The sequence below is a fragment of the Nocardia sp. NPDC127606 genome (assembly GCF_042671725.1).
Classification (GTDB): Bacteria; Actinomycetota; Actinomycetes; order Mycobacteriales; family Mycobacteriaceae; genus Nocardia.
Genome location: NZ_JBHXWQ010000004.1, coordinates 288,895 through 309,098, shown reverse-complemented (window position 1 = coordinate 309,098; position 20,204 = coordinate 288,895). Strand labels below are relative to the sequence as shown.

General features: G+C 68.5%; 14 protein-coding genes and 1 pseudogene. 6 read left to right on the top strand and 9 right to left on the bottom strand.

The genetic code is table 11. The features are described 5' to 3' along the window. Positions 1-63: 63 nt before the first annotated feature. Positions 64-1,131, bottom strand: coding sequence for a DNA polymerase IV (locus ACFVJ5_RS21080; protein WP_379222358.1), 1,068 nt, complete (start codon positions 1,129-1,131; stop codon positions 64-66). A gap of 72 nt (positions 1,132-1,203) precedes the next feature. Here ACFVJ5_RS21080 and ACFVJ5_RS21075 point away from each other — a divergent pair, with 72 nt between their 5' ends. Continuing rightward, positions 1,204-1,767: a TetR/AcrR family transcriptional regulator gene (locus ACFVJ5_RS21075; RefSeq protein WP_379222356.1), complete on the top strand. Its 564-nt coding sequence runs from the start codon at positions 1,204-1,206 to the stop codon at positions 1,765-1,767. 41 nt (positions 1,768-1,808) lie between these two features. Continuing rightward, a pseudogene (locus tag ACFVJ5_RS21070) lies at positions 1,809-2,216 on the top strand (PaaI family thioesterase); the annotation flags it as partial. A gap of 232 nt (positions 2,217-2,448) precedes the next feature. On the opposite strand, the gene lon reads toward ACFVJ5_RS21070, so the two are convergent. Then, positions 2,449-4,935, bottom strand: coding sequence for an endopeptidase La (gene lon / locus ACFVJ5_RS21065; protein WP_379222354.1), 2,487 nt, complete (start codon positions 4,933-4,935; stop codon positions 2,449-2,451). A gap of 188 nt (positions 4,936-5,123) precedes the next feature. On the opposite strand from lon, the gene ACFVJ5_RS21060 reads away from it, so the two are divergent. From ACFVJ5_RS21060 to ACFVJ5_RS21050, 3 genes are all read left to right on the top strand, one after another. After that, positions 5,124-5,531, top strand: coding sequence for a YciI family protein (locus tag ACFVJ5_RS21060; protein ID WP_379222352.1), 408 nt, complete (start codon positions 5,124-5,126; stop codon positions 5,529-5,531). Continuing rightward, positions 5,528-6,670 carry an RNA polymerase sigma factor gene (locus ACFVJ5_RS21055; protein WP_379222351.1) on the top strand — a complete coding sequence of 381 codons (1,143 nt, stop codon included), beginning with the start codon at positions 5,528-5,530 and terminating at the stop codon, positions 6,668-6,670. The genes ACFVJ5_RS21060 and ACFVJ5_RS21055 overlap by 4 nt, the downstream gene beginning before the upstream one ends. Before the next feature lie 233 nt (positions 6,671-6,903). Continuing rightward, positions 6,904-7,791 carry a DUF3800 domain-containing protein gene (locus ACFVJ5_RS21050; RefSeq protein WP_379222349.1) on the top strand — a complete coding sequence of 296 codons (888 nt, stop codon included), beginning with the start codon at positions 6,904-6,906 and terminating at the stop codon, positions 7,789-7,791. A gap of 96 nt (positions 7,792-7,887) precedes the next feature. On the opposite strand, the gene ACFVJ5_RS21045 is transcribed toward ACFVJ5_RS21050, so the two are convergent. From ACFVJ5_RS21045 to ACFVJ5_RS21035, 3 genes are read right to left on the bottom strand one after another with little or no spacing between them, the layout of a single operon-like run. Beyond that, entirely contained in the window at positions 7,888-8,961 is a 1,074-nt protein-coding gene (locus ACFVJ5_RS21045; protein WP_379222347.1) for a DUF3068 domain-containing protein, read from the bottom strand. Then, positions 8,958-9,128: a DUF2613 domain-containing protein gene (locus ACFVJ5_RS21040; RefSeq protein ID WP_082844323.1), complete on the bottom strand. Its 171-nt coding sequence runs from the start codon at positions 9,126-9,128 to the stop codon at positions 8,958-8,960. The genes ACFVJ5_RS21045 and ACFVJ5_RS21040 overlap by 4 nt, the downstream gene beginning before the upstream one ends. A 30-nt stretch (positions 9,129-9,158) precedes the next feature. Next, entirely contained in the window at positions 9,159-9,938 is a 780-nt protein-coding gene (locus ACFVJ5_RS21035; RefSeq protein WP_378634746.1) for a hypothetical protein, read from the bottom strand. Between the two features lie 83 nt (positions 9,939-10,021). On the opposite strand from ACFVJ5_RS21035, the gene ACFVJ5_RS21030 reads away from it, so the two are divergent. Further along, the gene (locus ACFVJ5_RS21030; RefSeq protein WP_379222345.1) at positions 10,022-10,639 is read left to right on the top strand and encodes a TetR/AcrR family transcriptional regulator; all 618 of its coding nucleotides are present in this window, start codon (positions 10,022-10,024) and stop codon (positions 10,637-10,639) included. Positions 10,640-10,956: 317 nt separating this feature from the next. Here the strand turns inward: ACFVJ5_RS21030 and ACFVJ5_RS21025 are convergent, their stop codons facing one another. From ACFVJ5_RS21025 to ACFVJ5_RS21010, 4 genes are all read right to left on the bottom strand, one after another. Continuing rightward, positions 10,957-12,606 (bottom strand): serine/threonine-protein kinase, encoded by a 1,650-nt coding sequence (locus ACFVJ5_RS21025; RefSeq protein WP_379222343.1) that lies wholly within the window; start codon positions 12,604-12,606, stop codon positions 10,957-10,959. 30 nt (positions 12,607-12,636) lie between these two features. Continuing rightward, positions 12,637-15,468 carry a hypothetical protein gene (locus tag ACFVJ5_RS21020; RefSeq protein WP_379222341.1) on the bottom strand — a complete coding sequence of 944 codons (2,832 nt, stop codon included), beginning with the start codon at positions 15,466-15,468 and terminating at the stop codon, positions 12,637-12,639. After that, on the bottom strand, positions 15,468-17,291 hold the full coding sequence (locus ACFVJ5_RS21015; RefSeq protein ID WP_379222339.1) for an HSP90 family protein: 1,824 nt from the start codon (positions 17,289-17,291) through the stop codon (positions 15,468-15,470). Before ACFVJ5_RS21015 ends, ACFVJ5_RS21020 begins: the two co-directional genes overlap by 1 nt. 89 nt (positions 17,292-17,380) lie before the next feature. Continuing rightward, positions 17,381-20,176 carry an ATP-binding protein gene (locus tag ACFVJ5_RS21010; RefSeq protein ID WP_379222338.1) on the bottom strand — a complete coding sequence of 932 codons (2,796 nt, stop codon included), beginning with the start codon at positions 20,174-20,176 and terminating at the stop codon, positions 17,381-17,383. Positions 20,177-20,204 lie beyond the last annotated feature (28 nt).

Here is a 20,204-nt window from a genome sequence, read left to right as displayed (position 1 = left end):
TGAGTTACCCATGTACTCACCGAACATAGTTGATCCGACACTGCCGTGACCGACACAGCTGGATCAGGGCGGAAGGAGCTCCAGGCGGACGCCGAGGAGGCGGATCGGGCGGTCCAGGTCGAAGCGGTCGATGATCGCCAGGGCGGTGTCGGCGATGGTGGTGATGTCGTCGGTGGGGGTGGGGAGTTTTTGCTGTTTGCTGCGGGTATAGAAGGTTTTCGTGCGGACGGTGACCGAGACCCGGGTGCTGATGCGGTGGTGTTCGCGCATCTCCTCCGCGACCTCGGTGGCGATGCGGGCGACCTCGCGGCGGATTTCGCCGGGATCGGTGAGGTCGTGCGGGAAGGTCTCGGATTTGCTGCGGCCCAATGGGATTCGTGGGGTGGTGGAGAGTTCGGTGTCGCCTTTGCCGTGGCCGAGGACCCACAGGTAGGGGCCGGTGCTCGGGCCGAACTCGGCGGCCAGGCGGGTGCGATCGGCGGACATGAGGTCGGCGACCGTGGTGATGTCGAGGTCGGCCATGCGCTGGGCGATGCGGGCACCGACACCCCAGAGCGCGTCGGTGGGGCGGTGGCCCATGAGTTCGGTCCAGTTGGCGGCGGTGAGCTCGAAGATGCCGGTGGCGGCGCCGGGGTCGTGCTCGGGTTCGGCGGAGGTCTTGCCGGTGGACTTGGCGAAACCGGTGGCGAGCTTAGCGGTGAGCTTGTTGTCGCCGATGCCGACCGCGCACGTGAGGCCGAGTTCGATGATGGCGGTACGAATGTCGGCGGCCAGCTGCCACGGATCGCCGTCGGTGGCGACGAACGCCTCGTCCATTCCCCACACCTCGACCGCGCCTGCCACCCGGCCCAGCGTCGCCATGATCTCTTCGGAGGCCACCTCGTAGGCGGCCATGTCGACCGGCAGGAAAACACCCTCCGGACACTTGCGCTGCGCCATTCTCAACGCCATCCCCGCACGCACCCCATAGGCCCTCGCGGGATAAGAAGCACAGGTCACGACCTTGCGGGGCTGTGCAGGATCACCCTCGCCGCCGACGATCACCGGCTGACCGCGCAGCTCAGGGCGACGCCGGAATTCCACCGCCGCCTGGAACTGGTCGAGATCCACATGCAGGAGCCACCGGGGCACAGTTCCGTCTTACCGCATCGCACCGACATATCGGCTCTTGCCGCGTCGGCCGGACCGAACTAAATTCTGTATATGGAGATGCGAGATCGGTTGTTGCTCGCCGCGGAGCGCCAGTTCGCCGAACACGGCGTCCTCGATGCCACGCTGAGCGATATCCGCGCCGCCGCCGATGCCAGCGTCGGCGCGCTGTACCACCACTTTCCGGACAAGTCCGACCTCTACCGGCAGGTCTGGGTGGCCGCGCTCACCGACTACCAGCAACACTTCTGGAATGCCGTCGCCGACAGTCCCGACGCGCGCACCGGCGTCGAGGCCGGGGTGCGTGCGCACCTGCGCTGGGTGCACGAACATCAATATCGCGCAACGGTTCTCACCGGTTCGCGGCCGCCCGGCGTCCGGGAGAGCGAGCGCAATGTGGAGTTCCTCACGGCCGTGCGGCGGTGGTGGCGCACGCACGCGGGATACGGCGCGGTGCGCGACCTGGAACTCGATCTCGTCTACGCGTTGTGGCTGGGTGCGGCACAGGAATACTCACGCCAGTGGCTTGGTGGCAATATCCGTACCGCGCCAACCGATGTCGCCCCCGAGCTCGCCGCCGCCGCGTGGGCGACACTGCGGGCCGACGGCACCGAATAGTCACCATGCAGGGCCACGCAACTCGAAGAACGGAACACCCGATGCCGACCGAAGCTTCCACCCTCGACCTCGACCTGGCGCGCCAGGTACTAGCCGCGCAGCCGTTCGCCCGTCTGGTCGGCACCGAACTCACCGAATTCGGTGATGGCGCAGCCACTCTCATCATCGACATCCAGCCCGAACACGGCCAGCAGTTCGGCTTCGTGCACGGCGGGGTGCTCGCCTACGCCGCCGACAACGCCCTCACCTTCGCCGCGGGCACTGTCCTGGGCCCCAACGTCCTCACCGGCGGCTTCACCATCACCTACCTGCGTCCCGCCCAGGGCGAGCGCCTGCGCGTGCACGCGACCGTCCTCGGCGCCACCCGCCGCCAGGCCGTCACCCACTGCGACGTCTACGCCGAGACCGAGGGCGAGGAACCCGTCCTCTGCGCGGTCGCCCAGGGCACCACCCGCCGCGTCGAGAAGGACCTCGCCCCCGCCACCGAGGAAGACGCGGACGGTTTCGACGACGACGACCTTGACGACGACCTCGACGACCTCGACGACCAGGACAACTACGACACCGACCAACTGGCCGTGGTCACCGTCGCAGGCCCGGTGCTGCCGCCGACCGTCAGCCGCTAGGCCGGACACGGCAACGGGCCGTACACAGCTGTGCACGGCCCGTTGACGGCTGAGATCAGGCGCTGACGGCGAAGGTCTTGCCGTCAGCGGCGGGTTCGGCGATCGGCTCGATCGCGTAGGCCAGGATGTCTGCCACGTCGGCGACGGGGCGGACGTTCAGGGCGGCCAGCACTTCCGCCGGGACTTCGTCCAGGTCCGGTTCGTTGCGGGCCGGGATGAAGACGGTCTTCAGGCCGGCTCGCTGGGCGGCGAGCAGCTTCTGCTTCACGCCGCCGATCGGCAGGACGCTGCCGTTGAGGGTGACCTCGCCGGTCATCCCGACATCGCCGCGGACCGGGCGACCGAGGGCCAGCGATACCAGGGCGGTGACCATGGTGACGCCTGCCGAAGGGCCGTCCTTGGGGACCGCACCCGCGGGGAAGTGGATGTGGATGTTGCGATCGAGGACCTTCGGCTCGATACCGATTTCCTCCAGGTGTGAGCGGACATAGGTGAGGGCGATCTGGGCGGATTCCTTCATCACGTCGCCCAGCTGGCCGGTGAGCGTGAGGGAACGTTCGCCCTCGGCGCCGTTGGCCTCGATGTAGAGGACATCGCCGCCCGCACCGGTCACCGCGAGGCCCGTCGCCACACCGGGGACGGAGGTGCGCTCCATCGAGTCCGGGGTGAAGCGGGGACGGCCGAGGTAGTCGGTGAGGTTGTCGAGGTCGACCACCAGGCTCGTCACCTGACCGACCGGCTGCGGACCGGCGGCGATGTCGATGACATTGTTGTAGCCGAGTTCGGGGTCGTACCCGAGCACCGCGCCCTCGCCCAGCGCGCCCTTGTCGACGAGCGGGGCGTCCACGGCAGCGTCGCCGACGCTCGCGGCGTCGCCCGTCACCAGGCGAGTTGCCGCCTTGCGCAGGGCTTTTGCCACCAGACGCTCCATCTGACGCACACCCGCCTCGCGGGTGTAGTTCGCCGCGATCTCGCGCAGCGCCGCGTCGGTGATCGACACCTCTTCGGCCGTCAGGGCGTTGCGCTCCAGCTGGCGGGGCACCAGGAAGTCGCGCGCGATCGCCACCTTGTCGGCCTCGGTGTAGCCGTCGACGGTGATGAGCTCCATGCGGTCCAGCAGGGGACCGGGGATGGTGTCCATGACGTTGGCGGTCGCGATGAACAGGACATTCGACAGGTCGAGGTCCAGGTCCAGGTAGTGGTCGCGGAAGGTGTGGTTCTGCGCGGGGTCGAGGACCTCGAGCAGGGCCGCCGCCGGGTCACCACGGAAGTCGGAGCCGACCTTGTCGATCTCATCCAGCAGCACAACGGGATTCATCGAACCCGCCTCCTTCACCGCACGCACGATCCGGCCGGGCAGCGCGCCGACGTAGGTGCGGCGGTGGCCCCGGATCTCGGCCTCGTCGCGCACGCCGCCGAGGGCGACACGAACGAACTTGCGGCCCAGCGCCTTTGCGACCGACTCGCCCAGCGAGGTCTTACCGACACCGGGGGGACCCACCAGCACGAGCACCGCGCCGGATCCGCGTCCACCCACGACCTCGAGACCGCGCGCGGCCCGCCGCGTTCGCACCGCCAGGTACTCGACCATGCGGTCCTTCACCTCGTCGAGGCCGTGGTGATCGGCGTCGAGCACCGCACGAGCGGCCGAAACATCGGTGCTGTCCTCGGTTTTCACCGTCCAGGGCAGATCGAGCACGGTGTCGAGCCAGGTGCGGATCCAGCCGGATTCCGGGCTCTGGTCGCTGGCGCGCTCCAAGCGGCCGACCTCGCGCAGCGCCTCGGCGCGCACGTTCTCGGGCAGGTCGGCGTTCTCCACGCGGGTGCGGTAGTCGTCGGCACCGTCGGGTTCGTCCTCGCCGAGCTCCTTGCGGATGGCGTTGAGCTGCTGACGCAGCAGGAACTCGCGCTGACTCTTCTCCATGCCGTCGCGGACGTCTTCGGAGATCTTGTCGGTGACCTCGACCTCGGCGATGTGGTCCTTGATCCAGTCGATCTGCTTGGTCAGCCGCACCGCGACATCGGGGGTCTCGAGCAGTTCGCGCTTCTGGTCATCGGACAGGTACGGCGCGTAGCCCGCGGTGTCGGCGATGGCCTCGACATCGTCGAGCTGGTTGACGATGTCGATGATCTGCCAGGCCTCACGCCGCTGCAGCACGGCGACGACCAGCTTCTTGTACTCGGCGGCGAGCTCGGTGGTCCGCTCGTCGGGCTCGACCGCCTCGACGAGTTCGGCCTCCACCCACAGCGCGGCGCCCGGCCCGGTGACTCCGTGCCCGATCCGGGCGCGGCGCTCGGCCTTCAATACGGCCGCGGGCGCGCCACCGCGCATCCGGCCGACCTGTTCGATGGTGGCGACGACGCCGTAGGACGCGTAACCCTCGTCGAGGCGCGGCGCGACCAGCACCGAACCGGTTTTGGCCGCCTGGGCGGCGTCGATGGCGGCCTGCGCGGATTCGTCCAATTCGATGGGCACGACCATGCCCGGCAGCACGATCGGATCGGTCAGGAACAGCACCGGCAGGTTCTGAGCTGAAGTCATGTCGACCCTTCCAAAGTTGAGCTTTGCTGACTCAACATGGCCCCCCGGCGGTTTGTTCCTGCAGGTGGCGCCGTTCACTCACGGCGAAAATAATCGGCGGAAATTCTTGTGCGGTGGATGTCGAGAACGCGTGGGCGGCTCCGTCCCAGGGGTACAACCCACGGAGAACACGAACCGAGGAGAACATCATGGCCAAGTACCTGCTGCTCAAGCACTACCGTGGCGCTCCCGCGTCCGTCAACGACGTGCCGATGGATCAGTGGACGCCCGAGGAGGTGACCGCGCACGTGCGGTACATGGAGGATTTCGCGGCGCGGCTGCAATCGAGGGGCGAGTACGTCGACAGTCAGGCGCTCACCACGCAGGGCACGTTCGTCCGCTCCGACGGCGAGGGGCGCCCGCCGGTCACCGACGGGCCGTTCGCGGAGACCAAGGACCTGATCGCCGGCTGGATGATCATCGACGTCGAAACCTACGACCGGGCGCTCGAACTGGCCGGGGAGCTGTCCGCGGCGCCGGGCGCAGGTGGGAAGCCGGTGCAGGAGTGGCTCGAACTGCGGCCGTTCTACACGGAATTGCCCACGGTGACCGAATGAACGAAGCGCTGGTACGCGAACTCGTCCCCGCGGTGATCGGGATCCTCGTCCGCCGCGGGGCCGAGTTCGCCGCGGCCGAGGACGCGGTACAGGAGGCGCTGATCCGGGCGCTGGAAACCTGGCCCGACGATCCACCACGCGATCCGAAAGGCTGGCTCGTCGCCGTCGCCTGGCGCAAGTTCATCGATGCGACACGGGCCGAAACATCCAGGCGAGGCCGGGAATTCGCGGTCGATGCCGAGCCCGAAGCCGGACCGGTGCCCGCCACGGACGACACGCTGTGGCTGTATTTCCTGTGCGCGCACCCTTCTCTGTCGCCCGGCTCGGCCGTCGCGTTGACCTTGCGGGCGGTCGGCGGCCTGACGACCCGGCAGATCGCGACGGCCTACCTGGTTCCGGAATCGACTATGGCGCAACGGATCAGCCGGGCGAAGAAGTGGATCACGGGCTTACCGCTCGACCGTCCCAGCGATCCGACAACAGTGCTGCGGGTGCTCTACCTCGTCTTCAACGAGGGCTACAGCGGCGACATCGACCTGGCCGCCGAAGCCATCCGCCTCACCCGCCAGCTCGCCGCCTCGACCGGCGAACCCGAGGTCTCGGGGCTGCTCGCGCTGATGCTGCTGCACCACGCCCGCCGTGCGTCGCGCACCGAGGGCGGGCGCTTGATTCCACTCGCCGAACAGGACCGATCCCGGTGGGACACACACCTTGTCGCCGAGGGCGTGACGATCCTGCAAACCGCACTGGCCCGTGACCGCCTGGGCGAATACCAGGCCCAAGCCGCGATCGCGGCCCTGCACGCGGACGCCCCGAGTACCGCCGAAACGGACTGGATACAGATCGTGGAGTGGTACGACGAACTCCTCATCTTCACCGACAGCCCCGTAGTGCGGCTGAACCGCGCAGTCGCCGTAGGCGAGGCCGATGGACCCCAGGCCGGACTGGCCGCGCTGACCGGTCTCGATCCAGACCTGCCGCGCCACACCGCAGTTCGCGCCTACCTGCTGGAACGCGCGGGCGACCTCGAGCAAGCCGCCACCCTGTACGCCGAAGCGTCCCGCGCGGCCACGAACATTCCCGAACGCGACCATCTAGCCCTCGAAGCAGCCCGGGTACGCCTGCTGCTGACTTCCTGAGATCAACCACCGTCGGGAACAACGGCGCTGGGCGAAGCGAACCGAGGCTGGACAACCTACGCTCCGGCGCCGCGCTGGACACACGCAGGATGCCGGTGACTTGCGTTTTTCGCTGCCAAGGGAGAGCATTGACAACGCATAAGCAATCGTCGCACGCGGTGCGGCAGGTCCTAAGGCCACTCTTTCGGGAGTGGCCTTAGTTGTTTCGATCGAACCGGGGGGTTGTTCGCGATGTGCTGTGCTATCTCGACGAGTCAGGCGATGAACAGGCTCTTCGAACACCGACCGACCCGCCGGTGCTGGTTATTGCCGGCATCGTCGTCGATCATCAGCAGCTCCGTGGGCTGGTTTATGACTTCCTTCAGTTGAAGAAGAAGTTCTATCCCGCGTTGAGCGAGTCGGGGATCCAACTGAGCGAATTGATCACCTACGAGATCAAGGGCCGCGATCTACGCAAGAACATCCGCTCAGGCGGCCGGAATCGCCGCCGTGCGGTCTTCTCGCTGATCGCAGACACACTGAGCATCCTGGAACAGCACAACGCCAAGATCGTTGGCGAAATCCACGTCAAAGGGGACGAGCCACTACGTCGTTGGATCTATGCCGAGATCGTTGCAGGCATCGCCGGACAGTTCGAGGCACAACTTCGTGCGGCGCAGACGATCGGAACCATGATTCTGGACGCCAGAACCAAAGCGAAAAATGTGCCTGCCGTGCATCGACTGACGACACAGCGATTCAAAAGCGGCGGCAACCCGTACCCACGTCTTGTGGAAAGTCCCGTCTTCGGGCACTCGGACGCGCACGTCGCGCTGCAGATTGCCGACATCGTGGCATCCGCCCTGCTGTTCCCTATGGCGTGCTACGCATATTCCCAATGCCTGCTCGACAACGTTCACCTCAACGAACAGTATGGGGAGCTTCGTGAACGATTCGCGACGAAGATGCGGCTGCTGGAGCACCGATACACGAGCGCCAACGGTGCGCACGCCGGTGGGATCGTCGTGCGAGACCATCTGAACAACCAGTCCACTCTGCACCTGTACTGCGAACGTCCGTTCGACCACGAACGACGCGATGCACGGCGGGTGCTCCCTCCCGCTATTGACGTAGCGCCATAGATTTCGACCGCACAGCAGTCCGAACCGCCCGCCCGGAAAACAGCTCGGCCTCCCCCGGGTTGAGGACCGGGGGAGGCCGAGTTGTGGACAGGTGGCTTACAGGTTCGAGGAACGAATCCGCTCGGTCGGGGGATCGAACGGACGGCCCGAGGTGGAGCCCGAGCTCAGGAATCCGAGGACCGCGCCGCCGATGAGGAAGATGGCGGCGAGGATGCCCAGGATGATCGGCAGGGTCTTGCCGTACAGGTCGAGCTTGTCGAGGCTCTCCTGGGTGACGGCCATCTGAGCTTCGATGGTCTCTTCGTCGAAGACGAGGTGCGACTTCAGGATGTTGACGTCCACCTGTCCGGCGCTACGGCCGTAGTACATGTGGAGGTTCTCGCCACCCTTGAGGACCGCGCCGGTCCTCGGCTCCACCCACACGTCGCGGGTGTTGGTGTAGAAGCGCGTCATCGTGACCGGCTCGGTGCCCTCGAGGCCCCACTTGGCGGCGGGCAGGGCGAGCTGGTGGGACGGGTGCTTGACGACATCCCACATGTTCGTCACCGGGATGGTCTGCCGGAAGTGGTAGACCGGCACGCCGTTGATCTCCGACTCCTCGATGAAATCGATGTCGTAGGTGGCGCGGGCGTTGAGGTCGAAGTACGGGTACGACTTCTTCTCGGTGCCGATCGGAAAGCGGTACTGCAGGCCGCGGCGCTGCGACTCGGTGGGGATCGCTGCGCCCGACTTGGGGTCGGCGGCGACGGCGATCGAACCGTTGGGCGAGGCGTCGATCGGCGCGCCGGTGACGCGGTCGATGGTGACTCGGTCGACCGAGGCGGTGAGCAGGCCGTCCTTGGGGTCCTGGTCGTCGCGACGCAGGGTCTGGCCGGCCTGGACGGTCATCTCGTCGGCGTCCGAGGGCTCTTCGACCGTCAGGAAGCGCTGTGAAACGAGCGGCACATTGGTGTTCACCTTGGCAGCGCCCTCGGTCGCGGTGAGCGACTTCGCGTCCAGCACGAGGCTTTCCTCGCCGGGCACGCTCTTGGCGACCGTGGTGATGCGCAGGTCGAGCGGGGTCTTGGCGACCTTGCCGACCGTGTAGGTGGGAATCATGACGGCGGCCGCGAGCAGCAGCGCGCCGAGACCGACGAGGATGCAGGCGATGAGCCTGCGTACGTTGCTCATCGCGAGCCGTACTGCACGTTGCCGAGCAGCGACGAGCCCGGGTCACCGGACTCCTCGGGCGCCGGGATCGAATTCTGTTGCGCGCCCGCGGTGATGCCGAGTACGGCAATCACCCCGATGACCGCGCCGGCCAGGCCGCTGACCAGGCCGGGGACGACAAACTTCATAGATCGAACTCCAATTGCGTGGTGCGAGACTCAGCCGACGGAGAAGAAACCGAGGGTCGGGGCGAACGAGCAGGTGCGGTCACCGTCGGCGGTGGCCGTGGTGAGCGAGCCGGTGATCACTGCCGCGACCCGGCCGGGACCGGTGTCGGCGATAGCGGTGAGAGTGGCCGGGCCGTCGGCGTTGATGCCGGCCTCGGTGGTGAGCGGCTGGGTACCGGTGCGACGGTTGTCGAGGTTGACCCACTGCACCGTCATCGGCGGATTCTGCACGACCGTGGCGGTCTTCGTGCCGAGCGCGGTGAAGACGAAGCCGGTCTGACCCGCGGCCGGTCCGGGCGGCGGCAGCGTCGCCGGGCCGGGGACGGCCAGCGCGGTGCCGACGGAATCCGACGTCGGGCCGATGCAGCCCTTGCCGATGGTCGGGTAGAGGAACTGCGCGATGCGCGGACCGTCCGAAGGCGGCAATTCGGGACCGCCGCCGCCACTGCCGTCGAGGAAGGTGATGACCTTTTCGAGGGTGGCCTTGACCTGCGCCGGGATGCCGGGCGTGGCCAGCAGCACGCGTGCCTGGGCCAGAATCGCGGCCTGTCCGCCGTCGGCGATGGGGCCGGGGGCGGAGATCGCGCCTACGATCGTCGGAGCCAGCGCGGCGAGCGTCTCGGAGGGGACGTTCTCGGCGATGGCGGGGACGCTGGGCTGTGTCGCGGCGGACTGCGGGGCAGCCATCGTGGGCGTGGGTGCCACGAGTGCCGCACCCGCCGCTAGTACGAGGGCGGACAATGCGGTCCGCGATGCTCGGGTGCTCAGCACTGGTCGGCCGTCCTTTGTTCGGTGGATAGATGAAGCGACCCGGAAAGGTCAGTGTTATCCCGGGTTTCAGATACTTTGGAGAGGTGACTACAGCGGACAGGCGGTATGGGGGTCGTACGGTCGTCGCGCGTAAAGCCGAACGGCGACTGCGATTCCTGGAAGCAGCGACGCAAATCTTCGCGGAACGTGGATACGCCACGTGCTCGCTCGCCGAGGTGTGCGCGGCGGCCGGGCTGTCCAAGCGGCAGTTCTACGAGGAGTTCGAAACCCGCGAAGACGTGCTGGTAGCGGCCTACGACCGGATCCAGGACGACGCGGCGGCCGCGGTCGGCACCGCGCTGGTCGCGCTCGGCTCGACCGATCCGCAGCTCGCGTTGCGAGCCGGCTTCGGCGCGTACCTGGAGTCGCTGGGCTCCGACCCGTATCGCGCGCAGGTGGCGCTGATCGAGGTGGTCGGGGTGAGCGATCGGATGGAGACCCATCGCCGCACCCGCAGGCACGCCTGGTCGGCACTGATCGAGGGGGCGTTGTCGCGGGTGGGGGTGCGCCTGCGCGGCGATGCCGAGCTGACCACCGCGCTGATCACGGGCGCGGTCACCGGCGTGGCGCACGAGTGGCTGCTGCGCGAGTCGCGTCCGCCCGTCGACGAGCTGGTCGATCTGCTCACCGGCGCGGCCCTGGCGCTGGTCACGTTCGACTGACATCCGGGCAGCCGTCGGGACGGTGGCAACTTCGCTCACCTGCCGCCCGCTCAATCGACTCCCTTTCCAGACATTGTGAGACCGACTGGCTTCACAGTGTGGGCGAGAGTTTGACATATTAGTGACCCAGATCGCAACGGCGGAGTTTGCGAGACCGACGTTACCTGCGGGTATGGACTGACGGAGTTTCCCGCTGACGGGGTGACACGGCGTTTCACGTAGAGGTTTGCTACTGGACGAACGACCGGGTATACCCGCGCCGAGGGCATCACGGGCTATCCCGTAGCAACCTGTTCCAGTTCGGTCGGAGTACATCGTCAGCCTTTGCGTAGGGAGCCGGCGATGGTGCCGCCGAGGACACCCGGAGTTCGATAGGCCAGCGTGCCGTCGGGTTGCAGAGTGACCGTCGAGGTGGCGCCGTCGTCGAAGCATCCGCTCCCGGCGGTGAGCCTGGCCCGGAAGGTGAGGCGGCGCGCGGTGGCCTCGGTGAGGGTTTCCGCACGGTCGCAGCGGTCGCGGGAGAGGGCGCCGGTGTTGGCCGAGGTCGCGAGTTCCTGACCGACCGTGCCGGGGGCGATGGTGAGTTCGATGTCGAACTGGACCGGGCCGTCGGCGGCGCGGCCCTTCCAGGTGCCGACGAACTCGGCCGGGACGGCGGCCGTGCCCGATCCGGTGCCGGTCGAGCTGGGTGCGGTCTCGGTCGAGCTCGAAGCGACCGAGGTCGAGGCGGCGGTCGTGCTCGATCCGACGCTGCCGGTGGACTCGGCATTCAGTTGGGTGCCGATCAGATAGGCACCGACCGCGACCGCCACCGCGACCGTCGCGGACGCGGCGATCAGCAGAGTTCGGGTTCGTCGCGACGGGGTGGCGCGTGCTGGTGCGGACAGTGGGCGACCGGTGAACGTATCGGCGGACTTGTGCGCGACCACAAGGGGCTGTGGGGTGAATTCGCCGGCCATCACCGCGGAATGCGCTCCCGGGTGGGTAGCGGTCGGCAGGTTCGGCACCGAAGTGCCTGTCGACCAGCCTGGTGCGGAGGTCGCGGTGGCATCGGGATGCGATGCGCCGGGTGGGTCGGCAGGGCCGAAATCCAGGTCGAGTAGCCGGACGGCGCTGGTACTGATGTGTGCGACTACTTGTGGCGGCAGCCAACCGGTTCGTTCGACAGCGCCGATGTGGGCCAGTTCCGAAAGGACTTGTTCCGGTGTCGGTCTGGCGGCGGGATCTTTGGCCAAACAGGACGAGACGAGCGGTCGCAGGGCGGCAGGGAGGGCCTCGAGCCGGGGTTCCTCGTACACGATGCGCCAGAGCATCTGCATCACCTCGGCGGTGCCGAAGGGGCCGTGGCCCGCGGCGGCGAAGGTGACGACGCCGCCGAGCGCGAAGACATCGCAGGCGGGACCGAGGGTTTCGCCGCTCACCTGTTCGGGACACATGAAACCCGGTGAACCCAGGAACTTTCCGGTCGTCGTGAGCGCGGAATCCGCGATCACCCTGGCAATGCCGAAATCGATCACCTTGGGTCCGTCGATCGCGAGCATCACGTTCGACGGCTTCAGGTCGCGATGCACGATGCCCGCCGCGTGCACCGCTACGAGCGCTTCGGCGAGCCCATGCGCCAACGCCCCCAGTGCGGGCTCGGCGAACGGCCCGAACTGGGTTACCGCGTCCGTCAACGAGATCCCGGCGACATAGCCGGTGGCCAGCCACGGCGCCCGCGCGTCGACATCGGCGTCGAGCACCGGCGCGGTGAAGGCGCCGCCGACGCGCTGAGCCGCCGCGACCTCACGACGGAACCTCGCACGAAACTCCGCATCGATCAGATCCGGGCGGATCACCTTCACGGCGACCGTGCGCCCGCCCGGATTCCGGCCCAGATACACCTTGCCCATGCCACCGGCGCCCAGAACGCCCAGCAGTCGGTAGTCGCCGATCCGCCGAGGATCGTTCGGGTCGAGCGGTTGCATCGCGGGTGATTCCTTCGGATCAGGTGAGCATCAGGCGAGCTGGGCTCGGGTGTCGGCCAGTAGTTCCGACAGCATCGGCTTGGCGGCGTGGTCGTCGGCCAATTCCGCGACGGCCTCGGCGAGGATCTTCTCGGCTTCGGTGGGGCGGTTCAGCTCGATCAGGAGTACAGCGCGCTCGTAGTCGGAGCGGGTGGCCTGGTCGCCCGCGTCGATGGCGCGGAAACCCGCGGCGGCGGCCTCGGCGCGTGGGAGGGCGTCGGCGGGGCGTTGCGCGCGGCGCAGGATCCGGGCGGCGTTGTGATTGTGCCGGGCGGTGTGCCAGGTGAGCAGTTCGGTGGCCGGGTGGGCGACGGCGAGCTTCGCGATCGCGTCGTCGGAGGCTGTGATGGCCGTGATCGCGGCGGCGGAGTCGCCGGTCCAGTGCAGTGACAGCGCGGCGCTGTAGCGGCAGTAGGCGACGCGCACCGGATCGCCGAACCTCTCGGCGACCTCGGCGGCCAGCACGTAGCGCTCGGCGGCCTCGGCATCGCGATCGAGCACGTCGAGCAGATCGGCGGTCTCGACGAGGGCATAGGATTCGCCGCCGAGATTGCCGGTGGCACGGTCGAATTCGATGATCTCATCGAGGACGGTGAGTGCCGGTTCGTCCTCATCCAGCCGGCGATGCAGATCGACCAGCAGGAAGCGGCAGGTCCTGGCCTGCTCGACGGCCCCGGCGCGCTCCAGCCCGGCGATGGCCTCTTCGGCCTGGTCGGCGGCGTCAAGCAGCTGGCCGACGGCGCGGTAGGCGACGGCCAGATCCCACTGCGCGTACGGCACCTGCGAACTACCTGCCGCGATGCCGATCGCGATGGCGGTCAACAGCTCACTGACCGCCTCTTCATCCCGGTTCAGGTGGATGAGCAGGGCACCGCGCCGAGCGTGCACGATGAGGCGCACACTGCCGGGCAGGTCGGCGTCGACCAGCCGCGCCGCCTCATCGATCATCTCCAGCGCCGCGACCGAATCGCCCGCGTCGAGGTGAATTCCGGAAAGGTACTGGGCCGCATCGGCTACCCGCCACGCCTGACCGGCCCGGCGATAGGCCGCTACCGCCTCCTGCCCGGCCGCCGCGGCGTCGGCGAGTTCAGCGTTGTTCTGGTGCAGATACATTCGGTGCCGGGCGACATCACCGAGCAGGATGTCGTCGCCCGCATCGGCGGCGTCGGCGGCGGCACGGTCGAGCAACGCCGGCAGCTCGGCGGCATCGTTGTCGGACAGCTCGCCCCGATCGAACAGTGCGAACATGCCGCCGGAAAGCCGGAGCGTCGCAGCCGCTCTCGTGTGCGGTTCGGGCGAATTCGCCAGATGCGACAGGGAATCCCGCAGCAGCCCCACAGCTTCCGTCACGTCGCCGTGCCTACTGAGGAGCAGGCCGAGGCGACCCAGATCGGACTGGCGGCGATCTTCCTCGCCTGTCGCGGCGAAATACTCCGCCGCTCGGCGTAACAGCGATTCGGCGTGGTCGTGGTCGGTCGTCTGCAAGGCCGCGCCGGCCAGCACGGAAGCGCGTCGCCCGGCCGGGCCGGGATCGGCCGGCTCCGGCTCGGCCGCCAGCCGCTGTGCCAGGGCCCGCAGTTCGGCGAGAGCGTGCCGCGTGGTCGCCTGTTCGGCGCGTTCGATCAGTTCGATGGTGGTGAGCTCGGGGATCTCGACGGCCGCTGCCGCCGGACCCTGCTCGACCGGCACCCGGTGCGCGGCGGCCGCGGACAGCGGTAGGTAGTCGACGATCGGCTCGCTCGCCAGTTTCTGGTGGACCGACGCCGTCTGGTGATCGGTGCCGTTGCGGTGGTCGAAGCGGGCGGCGATGGCCAGTGCTTCGTCGGTGAGCTCCACTTGCAGTGCGCGCGCGGTGGATTCGGCGGCGGGGCGATCGGCGGCGGCCGGACGGCGGAGCAACGTATCACCGTTGCCCGCATCGACGAGCGTGCGCAGCAGCAGCGCCGCGCAGGTCAGGAAGGCCAGCGCGTCCTTCGGGCTCGGTGCGCGATCGAGCCAGGAGAAGTGACGGTCGAGCAGTTCCAGACCGCGCACCTGATTGCCCGACAGCGCGCAGAACTCGAGGTGGTCGCCGATCGCGGCGAGGTCCTGCGGCTTGGTGCGCAGGAGGCGGTAGGAGCGGCGGTGCGCGCTGCGCGCCTCGTCGAGTTGGCCGGTGCGCAGGTAGGGCAGCAGCAGTTCGGTCAGGATGAGCTGCGGTTGCTCAGAACAGCCGAGTTCACCGGCGAGCACCGGGGCGGCCAGCTCGACGGCTTCGATATCGCGGCCCTGGCTCGCCAGCCAGGCGACGCGGTTGGTGGGGTCACAGCCTTCGCAATCGGAGTTCTCGTCACGCGGTGTGGTGCACCATCTTTCGTACCACCGCGCGGCAGCGTCGCGGTCGCCGATGTGGACCGCCACCCGATGCCTGCGGCCGTACACCGCGTTCAGGCTCTGCCCCTCGACCCGGTAGCGCCGTTCCATCTGATCGAGGGCGGCCAGCGCCCGATCCATCGGCACCTCGGGGAATTTCGTCATCGCGCCCACCGCGGTCTTGAACTTCCACCGCAGCGACGGCGCCACCCACGACTCGTGGGCGCCGGGGTCGCGATCGTATTCGGCCAGGCAACGGGCGAACGGGACGAACAATTTGGCCGGGCTCATCCCGTGGCCGTACGCGTCGACCATCGCCATGCGAACGTGGAATGCGAGCTCAGTGTGCGACCCCGCCTCCGCGTGCCGCAGCACCTGTTCCAGCAGTGCGTCTTTGGCGTCGCCGTAGGGCATGTCGTAGGCCTGGAACAGCAGCCGTTGCAGGTCGTCGGGGGTGTTGACGTCGGACATCAGAGCTCTCCCCGGGGATCGTGAACCGCCCAGTCGAGCAACCCGACGAATGATTTGTTCAGCAACGCGGTGTCGACCGGCCGCATCGGATGCTGGCCCAGCAGCAGTGCCTGACTGTAGAGCGCCTCGACCGCCGTGGTGACCAAACGGGCATCGGCGAGCCCGGTGATGCGGCGTACCAGCGGATTCCGGTAGTTGAGCACCAGCTGTGGACGGTCACCGGCCTGGTCGGTATCGAAGGCGCCCAGAACATCGGCCCACAGTTCGTCGGCGACCTCGCGGGTGGCGCGCAATTCGGCGCGATGCTGGGCATCGCGGTCGAGCAGATACAGCGCGGCCAGCGACGGCGGATCGAAAGTGCGCAGTACCACTTCACATTCGAGGCGGTCGAGCACACGCTGGGCGGTGGTCAGGAAGGGGCGAAGCGCCAGCTCGGTCGCCGGATCGACGAGGTCGAAATGGGTGGCCAGTTCGGCGGGATCCAAACGGCGCACGCGAATTTCGGGATCGATCGCGGGCAAGCGCTCGAGAATGTCGGTGATATAGGAGTAGCCGCCGTTCACCAGGCCGATGCCCGCGGCGCTCGCCACCGCGGCCAGCTGCCGGAATTCCTCCACCGACGGGGTGTAGCGGACCTCGCCGAAGCGGCGGCGGAATTCGGCGAGCGGGATCTGGCCCGCGTTGGTCTCCACCGGCAACCAGCGGTCGACCAGGCGCAACATGTCGTCGTCGTGCAGGGCGAGGGCCTTCACGCCGAGATCGTGAATGCGCAGGAACCGGTGCAGCGCGGACGGATCGGAGGTGGACAGTTCCACCAGCCAATCCCTGATCCGGCCGCCGAGCGCTTCCCTCGTACTCTCCAGCAGGTCGTCCTCGTAGAGGGCTTCGCGACTCGCGGTGGGGCGCAGCTCGGTGGTGTCGACCACGCAGCGGACGAAGAAGGCCCAATCGGGCAACAGACCGGTGACACTCTCCGCCAGCAGCATTCGCTTCAGATACACGCGGTGTCCGGCCTTGGCCGCCGGGTTGACCGGCTGCGGGAGCACGAAAGCCACACCGGTGACACCGGATTCGGCGCACGCGAGATCGAAGGTGGCGAACGGCGTGAAGCCGAAGGTGTCCTCGGCATACGCGGCGAGCGCGTTCGTCCGGTCCGAAGGGGTGGGGTGGGTTGCGCGCCACGGGACTTCGGGCTCGGTGATCGGCTCACCGTCGACGGTGACCTCGAACGGCAGCAGGCTACCGAACAGCCGCGCCAGCTCGATGACGGTCGTCGGAGTGAGCCACTGCTCGGCGCCGCGGCGGGGCGCGAGGATCACGGTGGTGCCGGGTTCGTCACGTTCCCGCGTGGCGGGCTCGACGCGGTAGCGGCCGTCGGCGAAACCGGTCCAGCGCACGGTAGGGCCGCCGCGCGCGGACCGGGTGAGAACCTCGGCCTCGTCCGCAACCAGGAAGCACGACAGCAGGCCGATGCCGAACTGGCCGAGGAACTCGTGCCGGGCGAAGCCGAGGTCGTCGCGCTTGCCACTGCGGCCGATCGTGGCGAGGAAGGTGTGCACCTCGGCCTCGGTCAGGCCGACTCCGCTGTCATGGACGCGGATGGTGCCGTCGCCGGTGCTCGCGGGCGTCTCGATCCTGACCTGCGCCCGAGCCTGTGGGTCGAGGGCGTGGCGGGCGGTGATGGCGTCGACCGCGTTCTGCAGCAACTCGCGGACATAGACCCGTGGACTGCCGTACAGGTGATGGCTGAGCAGGTCGACAATGCCCCGCAAGTCGACCTGGAATACCTGCTCCACCGGGTTCCCTCCCACAACGCTGACCATCTGCTGGGTCACTGTAACTGGATCTCCGGCGGCTGGCGCCGCAGTTCTCGGCGCTCGACTCGGCCGCGAACACGGCGGGCGGGTTCGGGTCAGCGGGAACCGCGGGTGAGCTCGGTGCGGTTGGTGACGGCGAGTTTGGCGAGGATGTTGCGGACGTGGGTTTCCACTGTGCGTTCGGAAAGGACCAGGTGGGTCGCGATTTCCCGGTTGGTCAGGCCGGTGGCGACCAGGTCGTGCACTTCGCGTTCGCGGCGGGTGAGCGGATCGGCGGTGCGGGTGGCCGTGGCGATGTCGGTGAGCAGGGCGTCGGCCGCGCGCAGGCGGTAGGGCATGTCGAGGCGGCGGAAGGCGGCGGCGGCCCGGTCGGCGGCTTCGCGGGCGGCGGTCAGGTCGCCGCGGGCGAGGAGGGTGCGGGCCAGGCCGAGGTGGCCGAGGGCGACGAAGGGGCGGGCGCCGATGTCGGTGTCCATCGCCAGGCCCTGGTGGTAGAGGTCGACGGCGGCATCGAGGTGGCCTGCGACGCGGGCGTTGTCGGCACGAATGCGCGCGATCGAGCCCACGCAGATGAGCGCGCCCGTGCCGTCGGCGGCGTAGTGGTGTTCGCGGCCGTGGAAAGCGCGGAACACGCGGTCGGCCGTCTCGGCGTCGTCGAGGAATTCGGCCACGATGCCCACCGAATACACAGTGCCGGACCAGCGCGGGCCGATCTCGAGGGTGTCGGGCAGCAGGCGGAACGGCGCGAACAAGGCCTTCGCCTCCTCGAGATCGCCTGCCATCGCGTGCAGCATCGGGGCGAACAGCTGGGCGATCGTGATCTTCGGGGCGAAGGCCAGCGAGGCCAGTGCCGCGGTGAGCTCGTCGCGGTCGATGTGACCGACGATCATGGCGTACATGCCACGGAAGGCATGGTGCAGGCCGGCGAGGGAGTAGTCGCCGATGTCCACCGCCAGTTCGTGGGCGGCGGCGTCGAAGACGCGGGCGGCGGGGAAGTCGCCGACCAGGGCCGCGCGGGTGGCCCGCAGGCGCAACAGGTGCCAGCGGGCGATCGGGAGGCGGCGGCGGTCGGCGAGGAGTTCGATGTGGTCGAGGGCGTTGTCGAAGGCGAGCAGGTCGCCGCGTTGCAGGGCCGCGTCAGCTGTCCACACGTATCCCCAGAGTTGCGCCAGCGGCTGCTCGGCGTCGGCCGCGATCTCGATTGCCCTGGCCGCGAGCGCCATTCGCTCGTCCAGGAAATCCACGGCCGCGAGAGAAAGATGGCGGGCGTGGATGGCGTCGAGGACGACGTCGGGATCGGTGGACCGTGCGGCGGCGCGCATGGCCCGGTCGGAGAGTTCCCTGGCCCGCGCACCCGCGCCGCGGTCGGCGGCCGACAGGGCACGCTGCGCGAGGATGCGGGCAATCAGATCGGGATGCTTGTCGGGTTCGAGCAGGCGTAATGCCTTGCCGCAGAGCGTATCCAGTTGCGTCATCACGGTCGGGGTGGTGACGCCCTGGACCACCAGGCCGGCTTCCGCGAGCAGGTCGGGGCGGTCGGCTTGTTCGGCCGACGCGCCCGCTTCGACGCAGTGGTCGAGGCTCGTGGCCACCCAACCGGCGGCGAACTCGTCGCGCGCCAGCTCGATCAGCAGCTCGGCGCGCTCGGCATCGGAGGCGGTGACGCCCGCGGCATCGATTGCCCACTGCCCGAATCTGATCGCCTCGGCGTAGGCGGCACTCGCGCGCGCCGATCGTGCGGCCCGACGGGACCAATGGCGACCGGACGGGGAGTCCGCACAGCCACTCGCCTGCCGCCAGTGGGTCGCGATCGCCCCTGCCACCGCCGAATCCGGACCACCTCGCGCACTCAATACCTCGGCCGCCGCGCGGTGACAGGCGGCTCGCCGCGAGGGGGTGAGGTCGGCGTACACGGCATCGCGCACCAACGCGTGGGTGAAACCCGTTGTGTCGTCGGCGAAACGACGGACGATGCCGGCCGCGGTTGCCGCATCGAGCGCTTTCGCCACCGGATCGGAAACCGGAACGGGCTCCGACGGCAGCACCGATCCGCAGACCTGCGCCAGCAATGCGGTATCGATGCGTTCACCGAGCACGCTCGCCGCACCGAGAATCTCGATGTCGGTGGGGTCGATGCGGTCGAGCTGGGCGAGGATCAGGCGGCGGATTCCGGGGACCGAGAGCAGGGGGTCGTCGCCTGCGCCCGTATCGGAATCGATGACCAGGCGGACCAGCAGGGGAGTACCGCCGGTGCGTTCGTGCACGCGGTGCGCGAGATCCGGGGTGAGGCCGCGCTGTTCGAGCCAGTAGCGAACCTCGTGTTCGGAAAGCCCTGGTACCGGCAGGGATTGGAAGTGCGGCAGCCGCAGCCAGTCGGGCTGGTCGGCGAGCAGGGTTTCGCCCATCGGTTCGCGGGCGGTGCCGACGATGAGCACCTTGGTACGCGGCGTTTCGGTCGCCACGTGAGTGAGCAGTGCCAGCGACGTGGGATCGGACCAGTGCAGATCCTCCAGCACCAGCAGCAATCCCGACGGCGCGGCGGCCGCGACGAGGACATCGGCGACCTCGGTGAACATCCGGAAGCGCTGGGCGGCGGGCCCGCCACCGGGTTCGGTGACGGTGTCGAGCGCGACGGCCAGTTCGGGCAGCTCCCGCGCGACCCGACGCCACGGCCACAGCGGCGGCATCCCCGCGTCGTCGAGGGCATTGCCGCGGGCAACCCGCAATCCCGCCTCGGCGGCCAGCGTGACGACATGCTCGGCCAACCACGATTTTCCGATCCCCGCCGTGCCGCTGACCAGCACGAACCGGCCCGCACCCGAGGCCGCGGCCACCACGGCGGCGCGCAGGCGGGCGATCTCCTCATGCCGTCCGACGGCCGGAGTCTGCACCGCACCAGTATCTCGCGCGGGCCCGAGT

Coding starts and splice junctions, on each gene's coding strand:
- ACFVJ5_RS21015 (WP_379222339.1), bottom strand. CDS start 17,291: ATGGTCAGCGTTGTGGGAGGGAACCCGGTGGAGCAGGTATTCCAGGTC.
- ACFVJ5_RS21020 (WP_379222341.1), bottom strand. CDS start 15,468: ATGTCCGACGTCAACACCCCCGACGACCTGCAACGGCTGCTGTTCCAG.
- ACFVJ5_RS21045 (WP_379222347.1), bottom strand. CDS start 8,961: ATGAGCAACGTACGCAGGCTCATCGCCTGCATCCTCGTCGGTCTCGGC.
- ACFVJ5_RS21040 (WP_082844323.1), bottom strand. CDS start 9,128: ATGAAGTTTGTCGTCCCCGGCCTGGTCAGCGGCCTGGCCGGCGCGGTC.
- ACFVJ5_RS21075 (WP_379222356.1), top strand. CDS start 1,204: ATGGAGATGCGAGATCGGTTGTTGCTCGCCGCGGAGCGCCAGTTCGCC.
- ACFVJ5_RS21060 (WP_379222352.1), top strand. CDS start 5,124: ATGGCCAAGTACCTGCTGCTCAAGCACTACCGTGGCGCTCCCGCGTCC.
- lon (WP_379222354.1), bottom strand. CDS start 4,935: ATGACTTCAGCTCAGAACCTGCCGGTGCTGTTCCTGACCGATCCGATC.
- ACFVJ5_RS21055 (WP_379222351.1), top strand. CDS start 5,528: ATGAACGAAGCGCTGGTACGCGAACTCGTCCCCGCGGTGATCGGGATC.
- ACFVJ5_RS21025 (WP_379222343.1), bottom strand. CDS start 12,606: ATGCAACCGCTCGACCCGAACGATCCTCGGCGGATCGGCGACTACCGA.